At 18.0% G+C, this 21815-nt stretch carries 19 protein-coding genes; 7 read left to right on the top strand and 12 right to left on the bottom strand.

What is annotated here, in order from left to right:
• Positions 1-59 precede the first annotated feature (59 nt).
• The gene (gene trxB, locus GJT90_RS02165) at positions 60-1025 is read left to right on the top strand and encodes a thioredoxin-disulfide reductase (RefSeq protein ID WP_168920238.1); all 966 of its coding nucleotides are present in this window, start codon (positions 60-62) and stop codon (positions 1023-1025) included.
• Between the two features lie 56 nt (positions 1026-1081).
• Here trxB and infA read toward each other — a convergent pair whose 3' ends face one another.
• The 5 genes from infA to ppa all read right to left on the bottom strand — a co-directional run bounded on the left by infA (position 1082) and on the right by ppa (position 6946).
• Positions 1082-1300, bottom strand: coding sequence for a translation initiation factor IF-1 (gene infA / locus GJT90_RS02160; protein ID WP_168920237.1), 219 nt, complete (start codon positions 1298-1300; stop codon positions 1082-1084).
• A gap of 31 nt (positions 1301-1331) precedes the next feature.
• Entirely contained in the window at positions 1332-3077 is a 1746-nt protein-coding gene (locus GJT90_RS02155; RefSeq protein ID WP_168920236.1) for an ATP-binding cassette domain-containing protein, read from the bottom strand.
• Between the two features lie 28 nt (positions 3078-3105).
• Positions 3106-4818: an ATP-binding cassette domain-containing protein gene (locus GJT90_RS02150; protein WP_168920235.1), complete on the bottom strand. Its 1713-nt coding sequence runs from the start codon at positions 4816-4818 to the stop codon at positions 3106-3108.
• 60 nt (positions 4819-4878) lie between these two features.
• Positions 4879-6126, bottom strand: a complete 1248-nt coding sequence (eno, locus tag GJT90_RS02145; protein ID WP_168920234.1) for a phosphopyruvate hydratase — start codon at positions 6124-6126, stop codon at positions 4879-4881.
• A 286-nt stretch (positions 6127-6412) separates the two neighbouring features.
• Positions 6413-6946: an inorganic diphosphatase gene (gene ppa / locus GJT90_RS02140; RefSeq protein WP_168920233.1), complete on the bottom strand. Its 534-nt coding sequence runs from the start codon at positions 6944-6946 to the stop codon at positions 6413-6415.
• A 183-nt stretch (positions 6947-7129) separates the two neighbouring features.
• Between ppa and rpoZ the strand changes: the two genes are divergently transcribed.
• Positions 7130-7381, top strand: a complete 252-nt coding sequence (rpoZ, locus tag GJT90_RS02135; protein WP_168894891.1) for a DNA-directed RNA polymerase subunit omega — start codon at positions 7130-7132, stop codon at positions 7379-7381.
• Positions 7382-7418: 37 nt separating this feature from the next.
• On the opposite strand, the gene gyrB is transcribed toward rpoZ, so the two are convergent.
• Positions 7419-9830, bottom strand: a complete 2412-nt coding sequence (gene gyrB / locus GJT90_RS02130; protein ID WP_168920232.1) for a DNA topoisomerase (ATP-hydrolyzing) subunit B — start codon at positions 9828-9830, stop codon at positions 7419-7421.
• A 38-nt stretch (positions 9831-9868) separates the two neighbouring features.
• Positions 9869-10996 carry a DNA polymerase III subunit beta gene (gene dnaN / locus GJT90_RS02125; RefSeq protein ID WP_168920231.1) on the bottom strand — a complete coding sequence of 376 codons (1128 nt, stop codon included), beginning with the start codon at positions 10994-10996 and terminating at the stop codon, positions 9869-9871.
• Positions 10997-11169: 173 nt separating this feature from the next.
• Here dnaN and rpmH point away from each other — a divergent pair, with 173 nt between their 5' ends.
• The 5 genes from rpmH to mutM all read left to right on the top strand — a co-directional run bounded on the left by rpmH (position 11170) and on the right by mutM (position 15595).
• Positions 11170-11325: a 50S ribosomal protein L34 gene (gene rpmH / locus GJT90_RS02120; RefSeq protein ID WP_168920230.1), complete on the top strand. Its 156-nt coding sequence runs from the start codon at positions 11170-11172 to the stop codon at positions 11323-11325.
• A gap of 5 nt (positions 11326-11330) precedes the next feature.
• The gene (gene rnpA / locus GJT90_RS02115; RefSeq protein ID WP_168920229.1) at positions 11331-11678 is read left to right on the top strand and encodes a ribonuclease P protein component; all 348 of its coding nucleotides are present in this window, start codon (positions 11331-11333) and stop codon (positions 11676-11678) included.
• Between the two features lie 109 nt (positions 11679-11787).
• On the top strand, positions 11788-13422 hold the full coding sequence (yidC, locus tag GJT90_RS02110) for a membrane protein insertase YidC (protein ID WP_168920228.1): 1635 nt from the start codon (positions 11788-11790) through the stop codon (positions 13420-13422).
• Positions 13409-14773: a tRNA uridine-5-carboxymethylaminomethyl(34) synthesis GTPase MnmE gene (gene mnmE, locus GJT90_RS02105; RefSeq protein WP_168920227.1), complete on the top strand. Its 1365-nt coding sequence runs from the start codon at positions 13409-13411 to the stop codon at positions 14771-14773. The genes yidC and mnmE overlap by 14 nt, the downstream gene beginning before the upstream one ends.
• Before the next feature lie 6 nt (positions 14774-14779).
• A complete protein-coding gene (gene mutM, locus GJT90_RS02100) occupies positions 14780-15595 on the top strand; it encodes a bifunctional DNA-formamidopyrimidine glycosylase/DNA-(apurinic or apyrimidinic site) lyase (RefSeq protein ID WP_168920226.1) in 816 nt (271 codons plus the stop codon).
• A gap of 24 nt (positions 15596-15619) precedes the next feature.
• On the opposite strand, the gene potC is transcribed toward mutM, so the two are convergent.
• The 5 genes from potC to argS form a co-directional block, all read right to left on the bottom strand.
• Positions 15620-16420, bottom strand: coding sequence for a spermidine/putrescine ABC transporter permease PotC (gene potC, locus GJT90_RS02095; RefSeq protein ID WP_168920225.1), 801 nt, complete (start codon positions 16418-16420; stop codon positions 15620-15622).
• Positions 16413-17279 (bottom strand): spermidine/putrescine ABC transporter permease PotB, encoded by an 867-nt coding sequence (gene potB, locus GJT90_RS02090; RefSeq protein ID WP_168920224.1) that lies wholly within the window; start codon positions 17277-17279, stop codon positions 16413-16415. Before potB ends, potC begins: the two co-directional genes overlap by 8 nt.
• On the bottom strand, positions 17254-18381 hold the full coding sequence (gene potA / locus GJT90_RS02085; RefSeq protein WP_168920223.1) for a spermidine/putrescine ABC transporter ATP-binding protein PotA: 1128 nt from the start codon (positions 18379-18381) through the stop codon (positions 17254-17256). The genes potB and potA overlap by 26 nt, the downstream gene beginning before the upstream one ends.
• A 189-nt stretch (positions 18382-18570) precedes the next feature.
• The gene (gene mnmA, locus GJT90_RS02080) at positions 18571-19692 is read right to left on the bottom strand and encodes a tRNA 2-thiouridine(34) synthase MnmA (RefSeq protein WP_281352661.1); all 1122 of its coding nucleotides are present in this window, start codon (positions 19690-19692) and stop codon (positions 18571-18573) included.
• 73 nt (positions 19693-19765) lie between these two features.
• Positions 19766-21496, bottom strand: a complete 1731-nt coding sequence (gene argS, locus GJT90_RS02075; protein WP_168920221.1) for an arginine--tRNA ligase — start codon at positions 21494-21496, stop codon at positions 19766-19768.
• Positions 21497-21815 lie beyond the last annotated feature (319 nt).

Here is a 21815-nt window from a genome sequence, read left to right as displayed (position 1 = left end):
ATTATATATTATTTAATTTTAATATATAAAATATTATTAACAATAAAAAATACATAAATATGAAAAATACAAAAAAAACAAAACTTCTTATTTTAGGTTCTGGTCCTGCTGGTTTTACTTCAGCAATATATGCTGCAAGAGCAAATTTAAAACCTATTTTAATAACTGGAAAAAATATTGGAGGACAATTAATACAAACATTAAATATAGAAAATTGGCCAGGAAATTTTCCATATATAACTGGATCAAAATTAATGAAACAATTAAATGATCATGCTGTCTATTTTAATACTAAAGTTATTAATGATACAATAATAAAAATTATTAATTTTAAAAAATCTCCTTTTATTTTAGAAGGAAATTTATTTAATTTTATTTGCAAAAGTATTATTATAGCAACAGGATCGTATCCAAAACTTTTAGGTTTATCTTCTGAAAAAAAATTTTTAGGGAAAGGAATATCCTATTGTGCTGTTTGTGATGGATTTTTATATCGAAATAAAACAGTTTCTGTTATAGGAGGTGGAAATACCGCTTTAGAAGAAGCATTATATCTATCAAATATTTCTTCTCAGGTACATTTAATACATAGAAAAAATTATTTTACTGCAGAAAAAATATTGATTCAAAAAATTGAAAAAAAAATAAAAGATAAAAAAATAATTTTACATGCTCCTTATGTAGTAAAAAAAATATTAGGTGATGATACTGGAGTTACAAATATACAAATTGTTTCTCTTAATAATCAAAGTACTGAAAAAATACCCGTATATGGTATATTTATTTTAATAGGTAGTATTCCTAATACTAGTTTATTTCAAAAAAAATTAAAGCTTAATAAAAAAGGCTATATATTAACAAATCATTATAAATTAAATCATAAAAATTTTTTTACACAGACAAATATTCCTGGAATTTTTGCTGCTGGAGATGTTATGGATCATATTTATAGACAAGCAATAACATCAGCAGCTACAGGATGTATGGCTGCATTAGATGCACAAAAATTTTTAAATAAAAATTAATAATAATTTATTTTTTATTAAATTAATTATTAACTTAAAATTAAATTTAAAATTTATTAACGACTACGAAAAATAATCCTACCTTTTTTTAAATCATATGGAGTTAATTCTACAGTAACTTTATCTCCTGTTAATATACGAATATAATTTTTTCTCATTTTTCCAGATATATGCGCAGTTATTATATGACCATTTTCTAATTTCACATTAAAAATAGTATTAGGTAATGTATTTAATACTACTCCTTGCATTTCTATATTATTTTCTTTAGACATAAAAATTTCTTATTATTATAAATATATAAAGTTATACTATATTATTTTTTATAAAATTCCAATAATAGTTGTTTTTTTTTATTAAATTACTAAATTTACCTTTTTTAATTAAATAACCATTTTCTATAAAATAGATACAATCTGCTTTTTTTAAAATATTAATATTATGAGTAATAAAAATAATTGTTTTATTATAAAAAATAGAAAATATTAAATTCATAATTTTATTAGATGTTAAAATATCTAATCCTTCAGTAGGTTCATCTAATAAAATTAAATTTCCATTATGTATTATAGTTCGTGCTATACCTAATTTTTTTAATTCTCCTCCAGAAATAATTTTACCTCCATCTCCCATCCATAAATCTAATCCTTTTTTATTATCTAATAATTTTTCTAAACCTACTAATTTTAAAATTTTTATTAAATAATTATCATTAATATGTTTATTATTTTGATTATTTAAAAGAATATTATTCTTTAATGTATCACTTAAAAGATATATTCTTTGACTTATAACACTAATATTATTTCTTAATAATAATAAATTCCAATTTTTTAAATTATATTTATTATAATAAATATTACCCTTTAAAGGGTCCCATGCTCTTGTTAATAACATTAATAATGTAGATTTACCGCTACCATTATGTCCAGTTATAATTATTTTTTGTTTTTGTTTTATATTTAATGATATATTTTTTAATACATATGGAGATTTATTATTATAACGAAATGATAAATTTACTATATCTATAGTTAAAATTTTTTTGTTTTTATATTTATTTTTATTTGTAAAATTAACGAGAGGTTTTTGTTCTATAATATTAAATATGTTTTTAGCTGATAAAAATATTTCACTAATATTTTGAAAAATATTACTTAAAGGAAGTAATATATTAGATAATGAAGTTAAAAATAATAAAAATAAAATAATTTTATGTTTTATATTTATATTATAAGAATATATATGATTATATATTATAAATAATATTATACTAATGTTAATAACAAAAATTATTAATATTTGAGATTGAGTATTATATTTATTTTGTATAAATTGTATTTTTTGCCACTTAAATTCTAATAAATTTATTTTCTTAAATATATATTTAATATTATTAAATAATCTGTATTCTACATGATATGATAAAAGATTACTTATAGTAAAGTAATATTTCTTTTTTATTTTTATATTTTTTTCCCCTATTATTTTTCCTTTTTTATAAAAATATACTGAATATAATAATATTAGAATAATAAAAATACTTAATGAAATTAAAGAAAAAAATAAATTTAAAAAAATGAAATTTATAAAAATTATTAATATTGTAATTAAAATACTAAAAATAGGTGAAATTATTTGTATATATAAAAAATCTAATGTTTCGATATCAGAAACTAACATATTTAATATTTCAATATTTTGAAATATAGTTAAATTAGATGGATATAAAGGGAATATTTTTTTTAAAATTAAAATTCTTACGCTTTTTAGTAAATATAAAGTAGTATTATGTTGAATTATTTTTTCAAAATATTTTGTAATAATTTTTATTATTGAAATAATTCTAATAATAATTGAAGGTATAATATAGTTATAATATATAAAATTATTTTTATTAATACTTAATAAAAAAGTAGAAGTTAATAAATAACCAGATATTATAGATAATATAATATATAATAAATTATTAATTATAGATAAAATAATACCTAAAAAAATTTTTTTAATATATTTTTTATGATATTTCAAAAAATATAATAAATAAAACATTTTTTAAAAACTCCTTTTTTAGTAAAATTTATTTCTTTAATTTTGGATATATTTTTTTAAAAATTTTACCATTTTTCATATACCAAATTTCATCATAATAATTAAAATTATATATTTTATGGGTAATAGTTATACTAATATTAAAAAATGAAGTATTTTTTTGTATTACTTCCATAATATTATGTTGACTTTTCATATCAATATTACTTATAGGTTCATCTAATAATAATAAAATACCATCTTTTATTAAAGATCTGGCAATGACTATTCTTTGTATTTGTCCAATTGATAAACATAAATTTTTTTCATCAATAATTGTATTTAATTTATCAGGTAATTTATTTATAAAATTCATTATACCAATTTTTTTAATAATTTCTTTTATTTTTTTTTCATTTATTTTTTTATTAAAAAATAAATTTTTTTTGATTGTTATATCAGGAAAAAGTCTAGGATTTTGCATAATACATGATATTTGTTTATACCAATTATATAAATTTATATTTTTAAATTCTATATTATTAATTTTTAATGATCCATTATAGGGTATAAAACCTAATAATACATTAAATAATGTCGTTTTACCGCTTCCATTAGGTCCACTAATAATTATATTTTTTTTAGAATTTATTTTAAAAGAAATAGGTCCTATTAATATATCACCTATTTTATTTTTAACTATTAAATTTTTTGCTTCTATTTTTATTTTTTTAAAGAAAAAATTATTTTTAATATTTATATTAGTAAATTTTTGATTATTTAATAATTTTATAATATTATCAGCAGCACTAATTGCTTTAGATTTAACATGATAAAGTATTCCTAAATTATTAAAATTTTGAAAATATTCAGAAATTAAAATTAATATAAAAAAACCATGAAATAGTTTAATATTTTTATTATAAAATCCAAAATTTATTATATTTAAATATGTGAAACTAAAATACATAGCTACAAATGCTAAAGAAATTGTGGTAAAAAATTCTAAAATTGCAGAAGTTAAAAAAACAATTTTTAATATTTCAATATTTTTTTTTCTAAATTGTTCAATATATAATGAAATTTTTTTTATTTCTATTTTTTTTAAATTAAATAAACGAATAATTTCTATTCCTTTTAATCTATCAAGAAAAAATCCATTTAAAAGTGATAAAATTTTAAAATTTTTTTTATTTTTTTTTATAGTTTGTTTCCCAATTAATATTATAAAAAAAATAGTTAACATACTAATAATAATAAGTAAAAAACCTGTTATCCAACTAATAAAAAATATATTTATTAAAATTATTAAAGATGTGATTTTAATAGTAAACAATTGAGGTATATATTTTTGATAATAATTTTGTAAATATTCTACTTGATCTATAATTAAAGATAAATCAGATCCTAACATATGATTTTTTAAATGTTCATAATATTCATGTAATAATTTATTTATAATTTTTTTTCGAATAATATTTTTTATTAATTGACTATAATTATAATTAATTTTATTAATTAATAATGTTATTAATGGTCTAATAATAAAACAAGAAAATAATATTATATTATAGTAAAAAATTAGATTTTTTTTTTCTTCAATAAAAAAAGATTGTACTTGTTTTGCTAGAATCCAATTTTGAATTATAATTATAAAAATATTAATAATATTTAATGAATGTGATATTTTTAATAAATTTTTAGCAAAAAAACTTTGTTTTTTTAACCAGTAGATTATTTGTTTTTCTTTGTATTTTTTCATAATAAAATATTAATTTTTACTATGTTGAGTGAAAACACAACATAGTTTATAAAAATTATTTTATAATTTTTCTTCAATTCTAATTAATTGATTATATTTTGAAATTCTTTCAGAACGACTCATAGATCCAGTTTTAATTTGTTCAGCATTAGTACCAACAGCTAAATCAGATATAAAAGAATCTTCTGTTTCTCCTGATCTATGAGAAATAATAATTTTATATCCGGTTTTTTTTGCTAATTGTATTGTAGATAAAGTTTCAGTAAGAGAACCAATTTGATTTAGTTTTATTAAAATTGCATTAGCAACTTTTTTTTTTATACCTTTTTTTAAAAATTTAGTATTAGTAACAAATAAATCATCTCCTACTAATTGGATTTTATTTCCTAGTAATTTTGTTTGATAAATAAAACCTTCCCAATCAGATTCATCTAAGCCATCCTCTATAGAGGATATAGGATATTTTTTTGTTAAATCTAATAAAAAATGCGTAAATTCTTTCGAAGAAAGACTTATATTTTCACTATGTAAATTATATTTACCATTATAATATAATTCAGAAGCAGCACAATCAATAGCAAAAGTAATATCTTTACCTAAAATAAATCCAGCATTTTTAATCGCTTCTGATATTAAATCAAATACTTCGCTATTATTATTTAAATTTGGAGCATATCCTCCTTCGTCACCTACTGATGTAATCATTTTATTCTTTTTAAGAACATTAAATAAATGATGGAAAATTTCCGAACCATAACGTATTGCTTCTTTTATATTCTTTGCACTAATAGGTTGTATCATAAATTCTTGTATATCTAAATTATTATCTGCATGTTTTCCACCATTAATAATATTAATCATAGGTAATGGCATAAAAAATTTTTTTGATGTATTATTAATAATACCTATATACTTATATAATGGTATATTTTCAAATAATGCTGCTGCTCTAGCATTAGCTAGAGAAACAGCTAAAATAGTATTTGCTCCAAAATTAGATTTATTATCAGTATTATCCATATTAATCATAATATTATCTATATATGATTGATTTAATGAATTTTGATTAAATAAATATTTATTAATAGTAGTATTAATTATGTTAATAGATTTTAAAACTCCTTTTCCTAAAAATCTTTTTTTATTTCCATCACGTAATTCCACTGCTTCTCTAGATCCAATAGAAGCACCAGAAGGAACTGAAGCAATTCCTATTATTCCACTATTTAAATGAACTTCTGCTTCAATAGTTGGGTGTCCTCTAGAATCAAGAATTTCTCTACCTATAATTTTTTTTATTTTAGACATTACGATCCCTTAATTTATAAAATATATAAATAATTAAATAATTAAAATTATTTTTTAAATATTAAGTAATTTTATAAAAAATTTACATATTTATTCATAAATAATAATTCTTTTATAAAAAATATAAAAATTAAAATATTAATTTTAAAAAATTTTAATATTAATAAAATTTTCTTTATTAATTACTTTTAATAAAATATATTTTTAGTAAAATTTAATTAAATTATAATATAAAAAATATTTATATTAAATTTTTTTAAAATAAATTTTCAAAAAATATTAATAATTAATGTTTTTTTTTAAAATTATTAATAGAAAATAAAATTTCTTCATGTGTTTTTTTTAAATTTTCCCAACCATTAATTTTACACCATTTTTCTTTTTCTAAATCTTTGTAATGTTTAAAAAAATATATAATTTGTTCTGGTATTAAAGTAGGTAAATCTCTTATTTGTTTTATTAAACAGTATTCTTTAGAAATTTTTTTATGTGGTACTGCAATTATTTTTTTATCATCACCAGATTCATCTAACATATTTAATAATCCTATAGGACGACATCTAATTACAGAACCAGGTAAAATTGAATATTTGGTTATAACAACTACATCTAAAGGATCTCCATCTAAAGATAATGTATTATTTATATATCCATAATTAAATGGATAAATTATTGGAGTAGGAATAAAACGGTCTACAAATAATATTCCATTTTTTTTGTTAACTTCGTATTTTATTGAATTTGAGTTTAAAGATATTTCAATTATTACATTAATATCATTAGGAATATTTTTCCCAGAAGAAATATTATTAAAATTCATATTTAATTACCTTAAATTATATTTAAAATATTAATATTAATTATTGTATATTTTAAATATGTTATATTATAATATAAATATAATAATTTTTATATATATTAAAATATATACATTTATATATGTTTTATATTCCAAATATTTTTATATAAAATATAAAATTAGTAGTTTCATAAAGAAAAAAATATGGCTAGAATTACAGTAGAAAAAGCAGTAAAAAAAATAGGTAATAGATTCGATTTAGTTATTATTGCTTCAAAAAGAGCAAGACAAATACAAATAAGAGGTAAAATTCCTTTATTAGAAGAAAAAAATGATAAAACAACCATCTTAGCATTAAGAGAAATTGAACAAGGATTAATTAATAATAAAATACTTAATAAGTATGAAAAAAATATAGAACAAAGATTTCAAACCATGAATTTGCATAATTATTAATTTTATTTAAAATAAATTTGTTTTAATCTCAAATAAATTAGATATCAATATTCATCACTTGTGATGCGTGATTTTTTATAAATAATCTTCGAGGTTCAACTTCGTCACCCATTAAAGTTGAAAATAATTGATTAGCTTTTTCTGCGTCTTTAATTGTTACTTTTAACATACTACGAGTTAAAGGATTCATTGTAGTTTCCCATAACTGATTTGGATTCATTTCACCTAATCCTTTATATCTTTGTATAGTAAAACTATTTTTAGATTCTTTTAATAACCATTTAATTCCTTCTTCAAAAGAATTAATATTTTTATATTTTTTATTTTTTTTTATATAAGAAATTTTTTTATTTTTTAAGGAAATTAATTTATTTCCTAATAAAAATATTTTTTTATATTCTGTACTAATAAAAAAATTATTATCTAATAAATATTTATTTTTATTTCCATATTTATTTTCATAAATTATAGGTTCAAAAATATTTTTTTCTATATTTTTATTAATTGAGCCTGTAAATGTAATATTCATTAAATTATTATTTAAATATAAAAGTAAATTATCTAACCATAATTTAACATTATCATAATTATCAAATTTACTTAATTTTAAATTATATAATAATGCATAGAATATTTTTTTTAAAAAAATATATTTAGAAAATTTTATAATTTTTTTAACAAAATTATATTCTTTTGCTAAAATCCATAATTTTTTATCAGATAATGTTTCTTTTGTTTTTTTAAAATAAAAAATTGCTTTATTTAATGCTATTTTTAATTTATATAAAGTCATTTCTTCATCATTTTTAATATATAATTTTTGATTACCTTTCTTTATTTTATATAAAGGAGGTTGCGCTATATATATATGTCCTCTTTCGATAATTTTTGGCATTTGTCTATAAAAAAATGTTAATAATAAAGTACGAATATGAGCTCCATCTACATCTGCATCTGTCATAATAATAATATTATGATATCTTAATTTTTCTAAATTATATTTTCCAGAATTAATATTACAACCTAATGCAGTAATTAAAGTAACTATTTCTTGAGAAGAAAGAATTTTATTAAATTTAGCTTTTTCAACATTAAGAATTTTACCTTTTAATGGTAAAATAGCTTGGTTTTTTCTATTTCTACCTTGTTTAGCTGATCCACCAGCAGAATCTCCTTCTACTAAATAAATCTCAGATAAAGCAGGATTATTTTCTTGACAATCTGATAATTTTCCTGGTAGTCTTGATATTTCTGTAAAATTTTGATTTTTTATTATTTCTCTAGTTTTTCTTACTGTATCTCTTATTTTAGCTGCATATATAATTTTTTCTATTATATTTTTAGCATCTCTAGGTTTTTCTAAAAGAAAAAACATTAATTGTTGATTAACATAACATTCAACTAATGATTTTACTTCTGATGATATTAATTTTTCTTTAGTTTGAGAAGAAAATTTAGGATTCATAATTTTAATAGATATAATTGCTATTAATCCTTCTCTAGTATCTTGTCCTATTATATTTATTTTCTTTTTTTTATTATACCCTTCTTTATCTATATATGAATTTAATGTTCGTGTTATAGCAGATTTTAATCCTGATAAATGTGTACCTCCGTGTATTTGAGGTATATTATTAGTAAAACAATATATTTTTTCTTTAAAAGAATTATTCCATTGCATAGCTATTTCTATATTAATAGAACTATTTTTTGTATAGCAATAAAAAATATTTTTATGAATGGAATCATAATTTTTATTTAAATATTTAATAAATTCTTTTATTCCTCCCATATATTGAAAAAAATCGTATTTGTTATTTTTTTCATCAGTTATAGAAAGAAATAATCCTGAATTTAAAAATGATAATTCTCTTAATCTTTCAGATAAAATTTCATAATTAAATACTTGAATTTTATTAAAAACATTATAATTAGGCCAAAATCTAATATGAGTACCTGTAATATTAGTAATCCCTATTGTTTTTAATCTATCTTTTGGAATACCATTATAATAATATTGTTTATATAATTTCCCATTTCTTTTTATAGTTAATTCTAATTTTTTAGATAAAGCATTTACTACAGAAATACCTACACCATGTAATCCTCCAGATAATTTATATGATTTATTATTAAATTTTCCTCCAGCATGTAATACGGTCATAATTACTTCAGCTGCAGATATTTTTGCTTCTCTATGTATACCAGTAGGTATTCCTCTACCATCGTCAATAATAGAAATAGAATTATCATTATGTATAATGATATTAATTTTTTTACAAAAACCTGCTAAAGATTCATCTATTGCATTATCGATAACTTCAAAAACCATATGATGTAAACCTGTACCATCATCTGTATTACCTATATACATACCTGGTCTTTTTTTTACAGCATCTAAACCTTTTAAAATCTGGATACTTGATGAACTATAATATTTATTATTCAAATTAAACTCTCACATATTTTTATGTTTTAAATAAAATTTTAAATTTTCATAGGCATGATTAAATAAAATCTATTTTTATCACTAGAATCTTCTATTCTAATACTAGAAATATTATTAATAAAAGATATTTTAATAATATCACCATCTAATACATTTATTACATCAATTAAGTAACTAATATTTATTGATATATCAATATCACATTTTATTTTGTTATTATATTTGTCTATTGTTAATGTTTCTTCAGCTATTTCATTATTAATATTAATACTAAAAATTTTTAAATTATAATTTTTAAATGATAATGTTACTCCTTTAGTATTATTATTAACAAGAATAGAAATTCTATATAAAGCATTTTTTAAAAAAATACGATTAATATTAATTGTTTTATCAAATGTTTTAGGTATTATCTTAAGATAATTAGGAAATTCATTTTTAATTAGTTTAGATGTAAATTTTAAATCATTAAAAATAAAACATATATTATTGTTATTAATTTTTATATTTACTAATTCATCAGTATTTTTAATTAATTTAGATAATTCAAATATGCTTTTACGTGGTACAATTATAGCATAATTATTAATAATTTTTGTATTAGAAATACAAGTAGTATAAATTGATAAACGATGTCCATCAGTTGATACAATATTTAAAATATTATTTTTAATTTTTAATAATAAACCATTTAAATATTTTCTTACATCATTATTTGCTATTGAAAAATAAGTAGCATTAATAAAAGTTTTTATTAATTTATGAGTAATATTAAATTCTATATCATGTTTAAAAAAATTTATTTTAGGAAAATTATTTATGGGAAATGTGGTTATTGTAAAAAGACATTTCTGTGATGATATTATAGCTTGATTTTTATTAAATAAAATTTTAATATCTTTATTCTTAGGTAAACTATAACATATATTATAAAATTTTTTCCCTTGTATAGTAATAGAATATTTTTTTTTATTAATTTCATTATTTATAATAGATATTATTTCTATTTCCAAATTAGTACTTTTAAAAATAATCATTCCATTTTCTAAAAATTCTATTAAAATATTATTAATAATTGGTAATATAGAATGATTAGTAATAATATTTGTAATATGTTTTAATGGTTTGATTAATAATTCACGATTAATTATAATTTCATAATCCATAATTTTTTATTTTCTAATTAAAATATATAACATAAAACACTATCATTATAATGATAACATATAAAAAAAGTATATTAGTAATATTAATTTAATTTTTAAAAAAAAATATATAAAAAATTTTTTTTGTGTAATAATAAATCATATATAAATAATATATATAGGTATAAATTTAAATGAAACGTACTTTTCAACCATCGATATTAAAAAGAAAAAGATCTCATGGTTTTAGAATCAGAATGAAAACACATAATGGAAGAAATATTATAAATCGTCGTCGAGTTAAAAAGCGTGCTTATTTAACAGTATCAGATAAAATTAAATTCAAATAAACAAAGTGAGTAATTTAAAATTTTCTAAAAATAAACGTTTAACTTCATTAGATTATAATTTTATATTCAATCAATCAAATAAAATAAAGAATAAATATTTTACTATTTTAAGTCATGTAAATAAATTACAATATTCTAGAATCGGTATAATTATACAAAAAAAAAAAATAAAAAAAACAAATATTAGAAATAAATTCAAAAGAATTATTCGTGAATATTTTCGCTTAAATCAACGTATATTCTATAATATGGATTATATTATTATTATCAATAATAAAAATATTTTAAAAATAAATAATTTTTATTTTAAAATATATTTAGAAAATATATGGAATATTTATAAAATAAACTAATTATCTTAAAAAAGTTTATTTGAGAATTTTATTATTATTATTATGAATAATAATTTATTTTTATTTTAATTTACAGTATAAATTTTAATAAATTAATGTGAGATTAATAATGTATTCTAAAAACAATTTTATTTTAATCATTTTTTGTTTGTTTAGTTGTACAATTTTATATAATTGGGGAAAAATACATAATTATACAAAAAACAATACAAAATTAATTATCAATAAAAATATTCTTAATCATAAAAATTACAAAAAATTTTTTAATATAACTAAAAAAAATAATATTATAATTAAAACCGATAAACTTCTATTATATATTAATCCATATGGAGGTAATATTGAAAAAGTATATTTCCTAAATTATTCAGATAAATTAAATTCTAAAAATTTTTTTACTTTATTAAAAAATAAATCTGATTTTATATATCAAATTAAATGTGGTATTCTAAAAGAAGGTAATTTTAAAAAAATTGAAGATATTTATAAAAATGAAAAATTTTTTTCCAAAAAAAAATATTTTTATTTAGGAAAAAATAAAAATATATTAAAAGTACCTTTAATTTTTAATAAAAAAAATATTTTATATGTAAAAATGTTTACCTTTATAAAAGGAAGTTATGCAATAACTGTTAATCATCAGATTTTTAATAAAACATTAAACCCTATTTATATATCTGTATTTGGACAAATAAATCACTCTAATAATATACCTAAAAAATATTTAGAAAAAAAAAATAATATTTCTATTAAAACATTTAATGGTATAGCATATTCAACTGAATATAATAAATTTAAAAAATATAAATTTTCTAATATTAAAAAAAATAAAAATATTAATATTTATACTAAAAATGGATGGATAGCTGTATTACAACAATATTTTACTTCAGCTTGGATTATTCCTAATTATTCTAAAAAAAATAATATATATATAAAAAATATATCTAATAATATTATAAGTATTGGATTTAAAACTTCTAATCATTTAATTTTATCAGGAGAAAAAAAATTTTTCTTATCAAAATTATGGATAGGTCCTAAAATATCAGAACAAATGTCAAAAGTAGCTCCATTTTTAGATTTAACTATCGATTATGGTTTTTTATGGTTTTTATCTAAACCATTATTTAAATTATTAAATTTATTATTTAATATAACAAGAAATTGGGGTTTTTCAATAATTTTAATTACTATAATTATAAGAATTATAACATATCCATTATCAAAACAACAATATGTTACTATAGCTAAAATGCATTTTTTACAACCAAAAATTAAAAAAATTAAAGAAATATTTGGTAATGATAAAAAACGTTTTAGTCAAGAAATATTATTATTGTATAAAAAAGAAAAATTAAATCCATTTTCTGGTTTTGTACCTTTTCTTATACAAATGCCTATCTTTTTAGCATTATATTATGTATTAACTAATTCTATAGAACTAAGACACACTCCATTCTTATTTTGGATTCAAGATTTATCTTCAGAAGATCCATACTATATATTACCAATACTAATGAGTATTAGTATGTTAGTTATTCAAAAAATTTCAAAAAATGATTATGAGGATGATCCTATACAAAAAAAAATTGCATATATAATACCTATTTTTTTTAGCCTGTTCTTTTTATGGCTTCCTTCTGGATTAGTATTATACTATATAGTTAATAATTTAATAACAATATTACAACAAAAATGGATATATCATATAATCAATAAAGAACATTATGGAAAAAAATAAATATACAATAATAGCTAGAGCAACTCCTTTAGGTCAAGGTAGTATAGGAATTATAAGAATATCTGGTGATAAAGTTTTAGTGGTAATAAAAAATATATTAAAACTTAATTATATAAAACCAAGATATGCACATTATTTACCTTTTTTTTATAAAGACAAAATTATAGATAAGGGTATTGTATTATTTTTTCCAAAACCTCATTCTTTTACAGGAGAAGATATTTTAGAATTCCAATGTCATGGAGGTATTATATTATTAGATTTATTAATTAATAATATTATTAAAATACCTGGTATTAGAATTGCTTCTCCAGGAGAATTTTCTAAAAGAGCATTTTTGAATAAAAAAATTGATTTAACTCAAGCAGAAGCAATTACCGATATTATTTCAGCTAATTCAAAAGCTGCAGTATTTTCAGCAATGAATTTAATGAATGGAAAATTTTCTTTATTATTAAAAAATTTTTCAAATATTATTACTAATTTAAGAGTAAAAATAGAATCTTTTCTTGAATTTGATTATCAAATTAATTTTTCTATTTTTTGTTTCAATATTAAAAATATATTAAAAGAATTATTAAATAATTTAATAAATATTCAAAAATATGTTAATAATGGGATAAGAATTAAAGAAGGAATTAAAATAACTTTAATTGGTCCACCTAATTCTGGTAAATCAAGTTTAATGAATATGATTACTGATAAAAATATTTCTATAATTACTAATATTCCTGGAACAACTAGAGATGTTTTACATGAAAATATTTATATAAATTCTGTTCCTATAGAAATAGTTGATACTGCTGGTATTCGTAATACTGATAATGAAATTGAAATTTTGGGAATTAAAAAAACTTTTGAAGAAATAAAAAAATCTCACTATTTGTTTTTAATAGTAGATGATAGAATATCTGAAAAAAATCTATCAGAAATAATCAAAATTAAATTAAAAAAATTTATAAAAAATATTCCTATGATTATTTTACGTAATAAAATAGATATGACAAATAATATTCCAGAATTAACAAATAATTATAATTATGTCACTATAAGGTTATCAATTAAAAATAATAAAGGAGTTTCATTATTAATGAATTTTATTAAAAAAAAAATCATATATACTAATAATAACGAAGATCAATTTACAGCTAGAGAAAGATATGTAGATTCTTTAAATTATATATATAAATTTTTAATAGAAAGTCAAAAAAATTTTTTAAAAACAAATTCTATAGAATTATTATCTGAAGATTTAAGATTAATACAAAAAGAATTAAATTCTATCACTGGAGAATTTACTTCTAAAGATTTATTAAAAAATATTTTTTCTCAATTTTGTATTGGTAAATAAAATTTTATGCCTGAACTACCTGAAGTAGAAGTTATTAAAAATATGATAAAACCTTTTTTAAAAGGTAAAATAATTAATTATTCTATTATTAGAAATAGAAAATTAAAATATTTTATTTCAAAATATATAATAAATATAAAAAATCAAAAAGTTTTTGATATTAAAAGGAGGGGTAGATATATTATTTTAATTTTATTAAATAATACAATTATTATACATTTAGGTATGACAGGAAAATTATTTTTAATTAATAAACAAAATTTGTTATATAGTAAACATGATCATATTGATTTAATTATTAATAATAATTTAATTTTACGTTATACAGATATTAGAAAATTTGGTTTTTGGTTATGGGAAAAAAAAAATTATAAAAATAATATATTTTTACAGAAATTAGGTCCTGAACCATTAGAAGATTCATTTAATAATATATATTTATATAATATTATACAAAAAAAGAGTATTTTTATTAAAATAATGTTAATGGATAATAATATTGTAACAGGAATAGGTAATATTTATGCAAATGAATCATTATTTTTATCTAGAATATTACCTACAAGAAGATCAAATACTTTAACTTTTAAAGAAATTACATTTTTAGTTAAAAATATTAAATTTATTTTAAATAAATCAATTAAATATGGCGGTTCTTCTATAAATAATTATAATCAACCTAATGGAAATATAGGTAATTTTTATAAATATTTTTTTGTATATGGTAAAAAAGATAAATTATGTAAAATTTGTAAAAAAAAAATTATTAGAATTTTTTTAAGAAAAAGAAGTACTTTTTTTTGTAATGAATGTCAAAAATAGATTTTTTATAATAAAATAAAAAATTTAATCTACTAAAGAAGTAATTTGATTATATATTTTTGATTTTCCTAAAATAATTCTACTTAAAATAACTAAAAATAGAGATATAACTATTAATATAGTTGCTAAAACATTAATTTCTGGAGTTATTCCAATTTTAGCTAGTGAATAAATTTTTAATGGAAGTATTTCATACTCAGGTCCTGTAACAAATGTCGATATTGTTATATCATCCATAGATAAAGCAAAACTTAATAACCAACTAGAAATAATTGCTGGAAATATCAAAGGAAATATAATTTTTGTTAAAATAATTATTTCATTGGCTCCTAAATCTTTTGCTGCTTCAACTATATGAATATCAAAATTTTTTAATCTAGAGTAGATAGTAATTACTACATAAGGTAAACAAAAAGTAATATGTGAAAATAATAAAGACCAAAATCCTAAAGTAAAATTTAATATTATAAATAATAATAATAAAGAAATACCCATCACAATATCAGGAGATATGATTACTATATATAATAAAATACTTATAAATGATTTAATATAATCATTATAATAATATAATGATAAAGCTGTTAATAAACCAATAAAAGTTGTAAAAGTAGCAGTAATCATTCCAATACATAAAGAATGATATGTAACTTCTAATAAAGAAGTATTATGTATAATTTCATGATACCATTTAGTACTAAATCCTTGCCATATTATTCCATAACGTGATGAATTAAAAGAATTTATAATTAAAAGAATAATTGGTATGTAAAACCAAAAATAAATTATATTTATAAAAATAATTCTGAAAATATTTTTAAACATTATTTTGAAATTCCTTTTTATTTAAAAATTTTATAATTTTAAAATATAATATTAAAAAAAATCCAGTTAATAATGTTATTATTGTGCTTGTTGCTGCTCCTAATGGCCAATCTCTAATATTAAGAAATTGATTTTTAATAATATTTCCTATTAATAAATTTTTAGATCCACCCATTAAATCAGAAATATAAAATAATCCCATACTAGGTAAAAAAACTAATAAACAACCGGCAATAATTCCTGGAATAGTTAAAGGAATAATGATATAAAAAAAAATTTTCCATAATGGAGCTCCTAAATCTTTTGCTGCTTCTATATAAAATTTATCTAATTTTTCAATACTAGAATATATTGGAACTATCATAAAAGGTAATAAAATATATATTAATCCTAAAATTACTGCTGTAGGAGTATATATTATATGAATAGGATTATGAATTATTTTAAAATAAAGTAAAATATAATTTAACCATCCATTAATTCCTAGAAATATTTTTAAACAATATATTCTAACTAAAGAATTAACCCAAAATGGCAAAAATAAAAAAAATAACATTAAAGATCTTTTTTTAGCAGATATTTCTGTTAAACACCATGCAAAGGGATATCCTATTAAAAGACAAATAATCGTAGTAATAAATGAAATAAATAAAGAATTTATAAAAACTTTAATATATAAAAAATTTAATAATTTTAAATAATTATTAAAAGAAAATTGAATTGTAATTAGATTATAATTATCTTTTTTTAAAAAACTAATAATAATTATTATTATATTAGGTAAAAATATAAATAATAATAACCAACTAATAATAAAAAAAATCATAATTTTTTTAATATATTCCATTATTTTTTTCATAAGGTAAAATAACCTCCCATGTCTTAACCCAATTTATTAACATTTTTTGATTAAGAAAATGATCTACATCAGGATCATTTTCGTTAAAAAATTCACTTACGGTAATAATTTTTCCATTTTTAAGTTTTAAAATAGATTCTAAGGTCATTCCTTTATAATTTTTTTCTTTTATATAACCAATAAGTCCTTTTTCTAAATTAATATCATTATGAATTTCTTTAATTTTTAAATCTTCTGGTCTTAATAAGACATGAATTTTTTCTCCAGGAATAATAGGAAATGGAACTTTAAGATTACATATATAACCTTCTAAATTTACTTGTACTTTATGATTATTTAATTGTTTGATTATAACAGCATCAAATATATTAATATCACCTATAAATTTAGCAACAAAAAGATTCTTTGGTTCTTCATATATTTCTTTAGGAGTCCCTTGTTGTTCGATTTTTCCATTTTTTATTAAAATAATACGATCTGATATACTTAAAGCTTCTTCTTGATTATGCGTAACTAATATAAAAGTAATACCTAATTTTCTTTGTAATGCCTTTAATTCATTTTGCATTTTTTTTCGTAATCTATAATCTAAAGCTGATAATGATTCATCTAATAATAATATTCTAGGTTTATTAATTACCGCTCTTGCTATAGCAACTCTTTGTTGTTGTCCTCCAGATAATTCATGAGGTTTTCTATTTATAAATTTTTGTAATTGAACTATATCTAATATTTTTTTAACTTTTTTTGCAATTTCTCTATTTGTCTTTTTTTGCATTTTTAATCCAAAAGCTATATTATCAAAAACAGACATATGAGGAAATAAAGCATAATTTTGAAAAACGGTATTTATTTGTCTCTTTTCTGCTGGAACTGTTGTTATTTCTTTTTGATTTAATATGATAGAACCACTATCTACTTTTTCTAAACCTGCTATTAAACGAATGATTGTTGTTTTTCCACAACCAGAAGGTCCTAATAAAGTAATAAATTCTCCATCATTTATATTTAAATTTAAATTAGAAATAATTTTTTTACCTAAAAAAGATTTATTTATATTATTAAGATTAATTAATACATTTTTAAAATGTTTTTTTTTCATAAAAATGCTCTAACTAAATATTAATTTATACTTAATACATATTACTAATATAAACTAATTTATAAAATTAAATTTTATAATTACTAATTTTTACAAATTAAAAATTAAATTTTTAATAATTTTTTATTTTTTTATATAAAAATAAAAAATTTATTTTTTATTAGAATAAATTGAAAAAATATAATAAAATTAAATAACTGAAATTCCTTTTTCTATAATACCTCCTCCTAAACAAATATTTTTAAAATAAAACACTGCAGATTGTCCTGGAGTAACACTAAATATAGGAGAATTAAAATACACTTTAATTTTATTATTTTTTAAAATAAAAATTTTACATTTAACTTCCTTTTGTCTATATCTCGTTTTAAGAGTATATGTTTTTGAAACATCTGGGTGATTATTATGAATCCAACTTATCTTTTTTAATATTAATCCAATAAAATATAAATATAAATTTTTTCTATTTTGTACGACAACTAAAGTATTGTTTTTAATATTTTTTTTATAAACATACCATGGTTTATTACCATAATATAAAGATCCTCCTAAACCAATTCTTTTTCTTTGTCCTATAGTATAATGTATTAATCCTTTATGTATACCAATAATATTACCATTAATATCAATTATATTACCTTTTATAGAGGGTAAATATTTACTTAAAAAATTAGTAAAATTTTTTTCTCCTATAAAACAAATTCCTGTTGAATCTTTTTTCTTAGCATTAATAAATTTAAATTTTTTAGCAAAATATCTTACTTCTGTTTTTTTTAAACCTCCTATAGGAAATAAAATTTTTTTTAATTGTTTTTCTTTTATTGTATATAAAAAATAACTTTGATCTTTATTTTTATCTATTCCTTTTAATAAGGAAAACTGATTTTTAATTTTTTTACAACGAACATAATGACCAGTACTAATAAAATCTGCACCTAAATTCTTAAAAGCAAAATTCATAAAATATTTAAATTTAATTATTTTATTACATAATATATCAGGATTCGGAGTATAACCTTTTTTATATTCAGAAAGAAATTTTTTAAAAACAAAATCCCAATATTCAGTTGAAAAATTAATTTTATGTAAAATAATATTTAATTTTTTACAAATATGTTCTACATAAAATAAATCTTTTTTAATATTACAATTATTCGTTATATCATCTTCTTCCCAATTTTTCATAAATAATCCTTCTACTTGATAATTTTGTTTTTTTAATAACCAAGCAGAAAAAGAAGAATCTATACCTCCTGACATTGCAATTATTACTTTTTTTTTAAACATATAATTTTTAAAAAAATTTTTTATAAATATAAAATTATTTTATTATATATTATTATTTATTAAATAAATAATATTTTTATTATTAATAATACATTTTTTACATTTTTTTTACAGTTTTTATACCTAATAAAAATAATCCTTTTTTTATAAATAAAGAAGTTAAAAAAACAATTTTTAATCTACTTATTTTTAATAAATCATCTTTTAAATTTAAAATTTTACAATTTTCATAAAATATAGAAAATAATACTGAAATTTTATATAACCAATTACATAATAAATGTGGTGTACCTTTTTTAACTATTTTAAAAATTATTTCTTCAAAATCTAAAAATGTTATAGCAAGTTTAAATTCATAATGATTGATAAATTTCATTTCTAAATTTAATAAATTATTAAAATTTATATCAATTTTACTTAAAATTGATTGTGCTCTAACATAAGCATATTGAATGTATAATGATGTATTACCATCTAAAGATAACATATCATTCCAACTAAAAATATAATTATTCATTCTATTTTTAGATAAATCTGCATATTTAAGAGCTCCTATACCAATGATATGAGATAATTTTTCTAATTCATTTTTTTTTATAGAAGGATTTTTTTTAATAATTATTTTTTTAGATCTTATAATAGATTCATTTATCAAATGATCTAATTTTATATTTTTTCCTTCTCTTGTTTTAAAAGGTTTTCTATGTTTATTTAATATCATTCCAAACATATGATGTTCTAATTTTATATTAGAAGGAACATAATGTGCTCTTTTTACTATTTTAAAAATTTGATTTAAATATTGATTTTGACGAGAATCTACGTAATAAATAATACGATGTGCTTTAAAATTTTTATAACGATACTTAATACAAGCAATATCAATTGTTGCATATAAATATGCTCCATCACTTTTTTGTATAATTACAGCCATTAATTTACCTTGTTTATTTTTTAATCCTTTAATAGGAATAACAACAGTTTTATTATTCTCAACAGCTATTCCTTTTTTTTTCAAATCTATAATTAGATCTGGTAACATATCATTATATGTACTTTCACCCATAGTATCTTTAGAAGATAATTCTACATTTAATTTTTTATATAAAAGATAATTATGATTCATAGAAATATTTACTATTTTTTCCCATATTTGTAAACAAAAAGGATCTTTTTTTTGTAATTTAACTACATAAGACCTCGATTTTATTGCAAATTTTGTATCTTCAGAATATCTTTTACGTGCTTTTTTATATAATTGATCTATATCAGATATTAAAATATTATTTTTTTTTTTTTCAGAATCTAAAAAAGCAATAAGCATTCCAAAATGAGTACCCCAATCACCAATATGATTAACTTTAGTAACATTATATCCAGCAAATGATAAAATTTTTACCATAGAATCACCTATTATTGTAGATCTTAAATGACCTACATGCATTTCTTTTGCTATATTAGGACTAGAATAGTCTACAATAATATTTTCAGATATAATTTTTTGTGTTAATCCTAGTTTTTTAGAAGTAAACAATAAATTTATTTGTTTTGATAACCATTTTTTTTTAATAAAAAGATTAATAAATCCTAATTTAGATATTGTAATTTTAGATAGAAAATTTTTTAAATCTAAAAATTCAACTACTTTATTTGCTAAATCATTAGGATTTTTTTTTAAATAAATTGCTGCTGATATAATACCATTAATTTGATAATGTCCTAACTCTACTTTTTTACATGGACGTAATACTACATTATATTGAGATGGTATGCCTGCTTTTATCATTGATTTATGAATTTTTTTTGAAAGAATTTTTTTTATATTCATATATGACCTTTTTAAAATTAATTTAAATATTTTATTAATTTATAAATAATACATTTTATTTTTTTAAAAATTTTTATATTTAATATTATAATTAAAGAAATCAGAATATATAAATTACTATAACTAATATTTTTTAAAAATAATCTAAATATAATTTTATAATATAAAAATAAATTATTTAATTTTTTATAATTAAATATTAAAATTAATTATTTTTAATAATATTATATTATATTATTTTATTATTAAAATTTTATTTAATAATATAAATAGAATATAATTCTATATTTGTTTAAAAAAAAATTTTAATAAATTTGAC

This window comes from Enterobacteriaceae endosymbiont of Donacia dentata (genome assembly GCF_012570745.1).
GTDB lineage: Bacteria > Pseudomonadota > Gammaproteobacteria > Enterobacterales > Enterobacteriaceae.
Note: the sequence above shows the minus strand (reverse complement) of the source record. Positions and strands in the feature narration are given on the sequence as shown.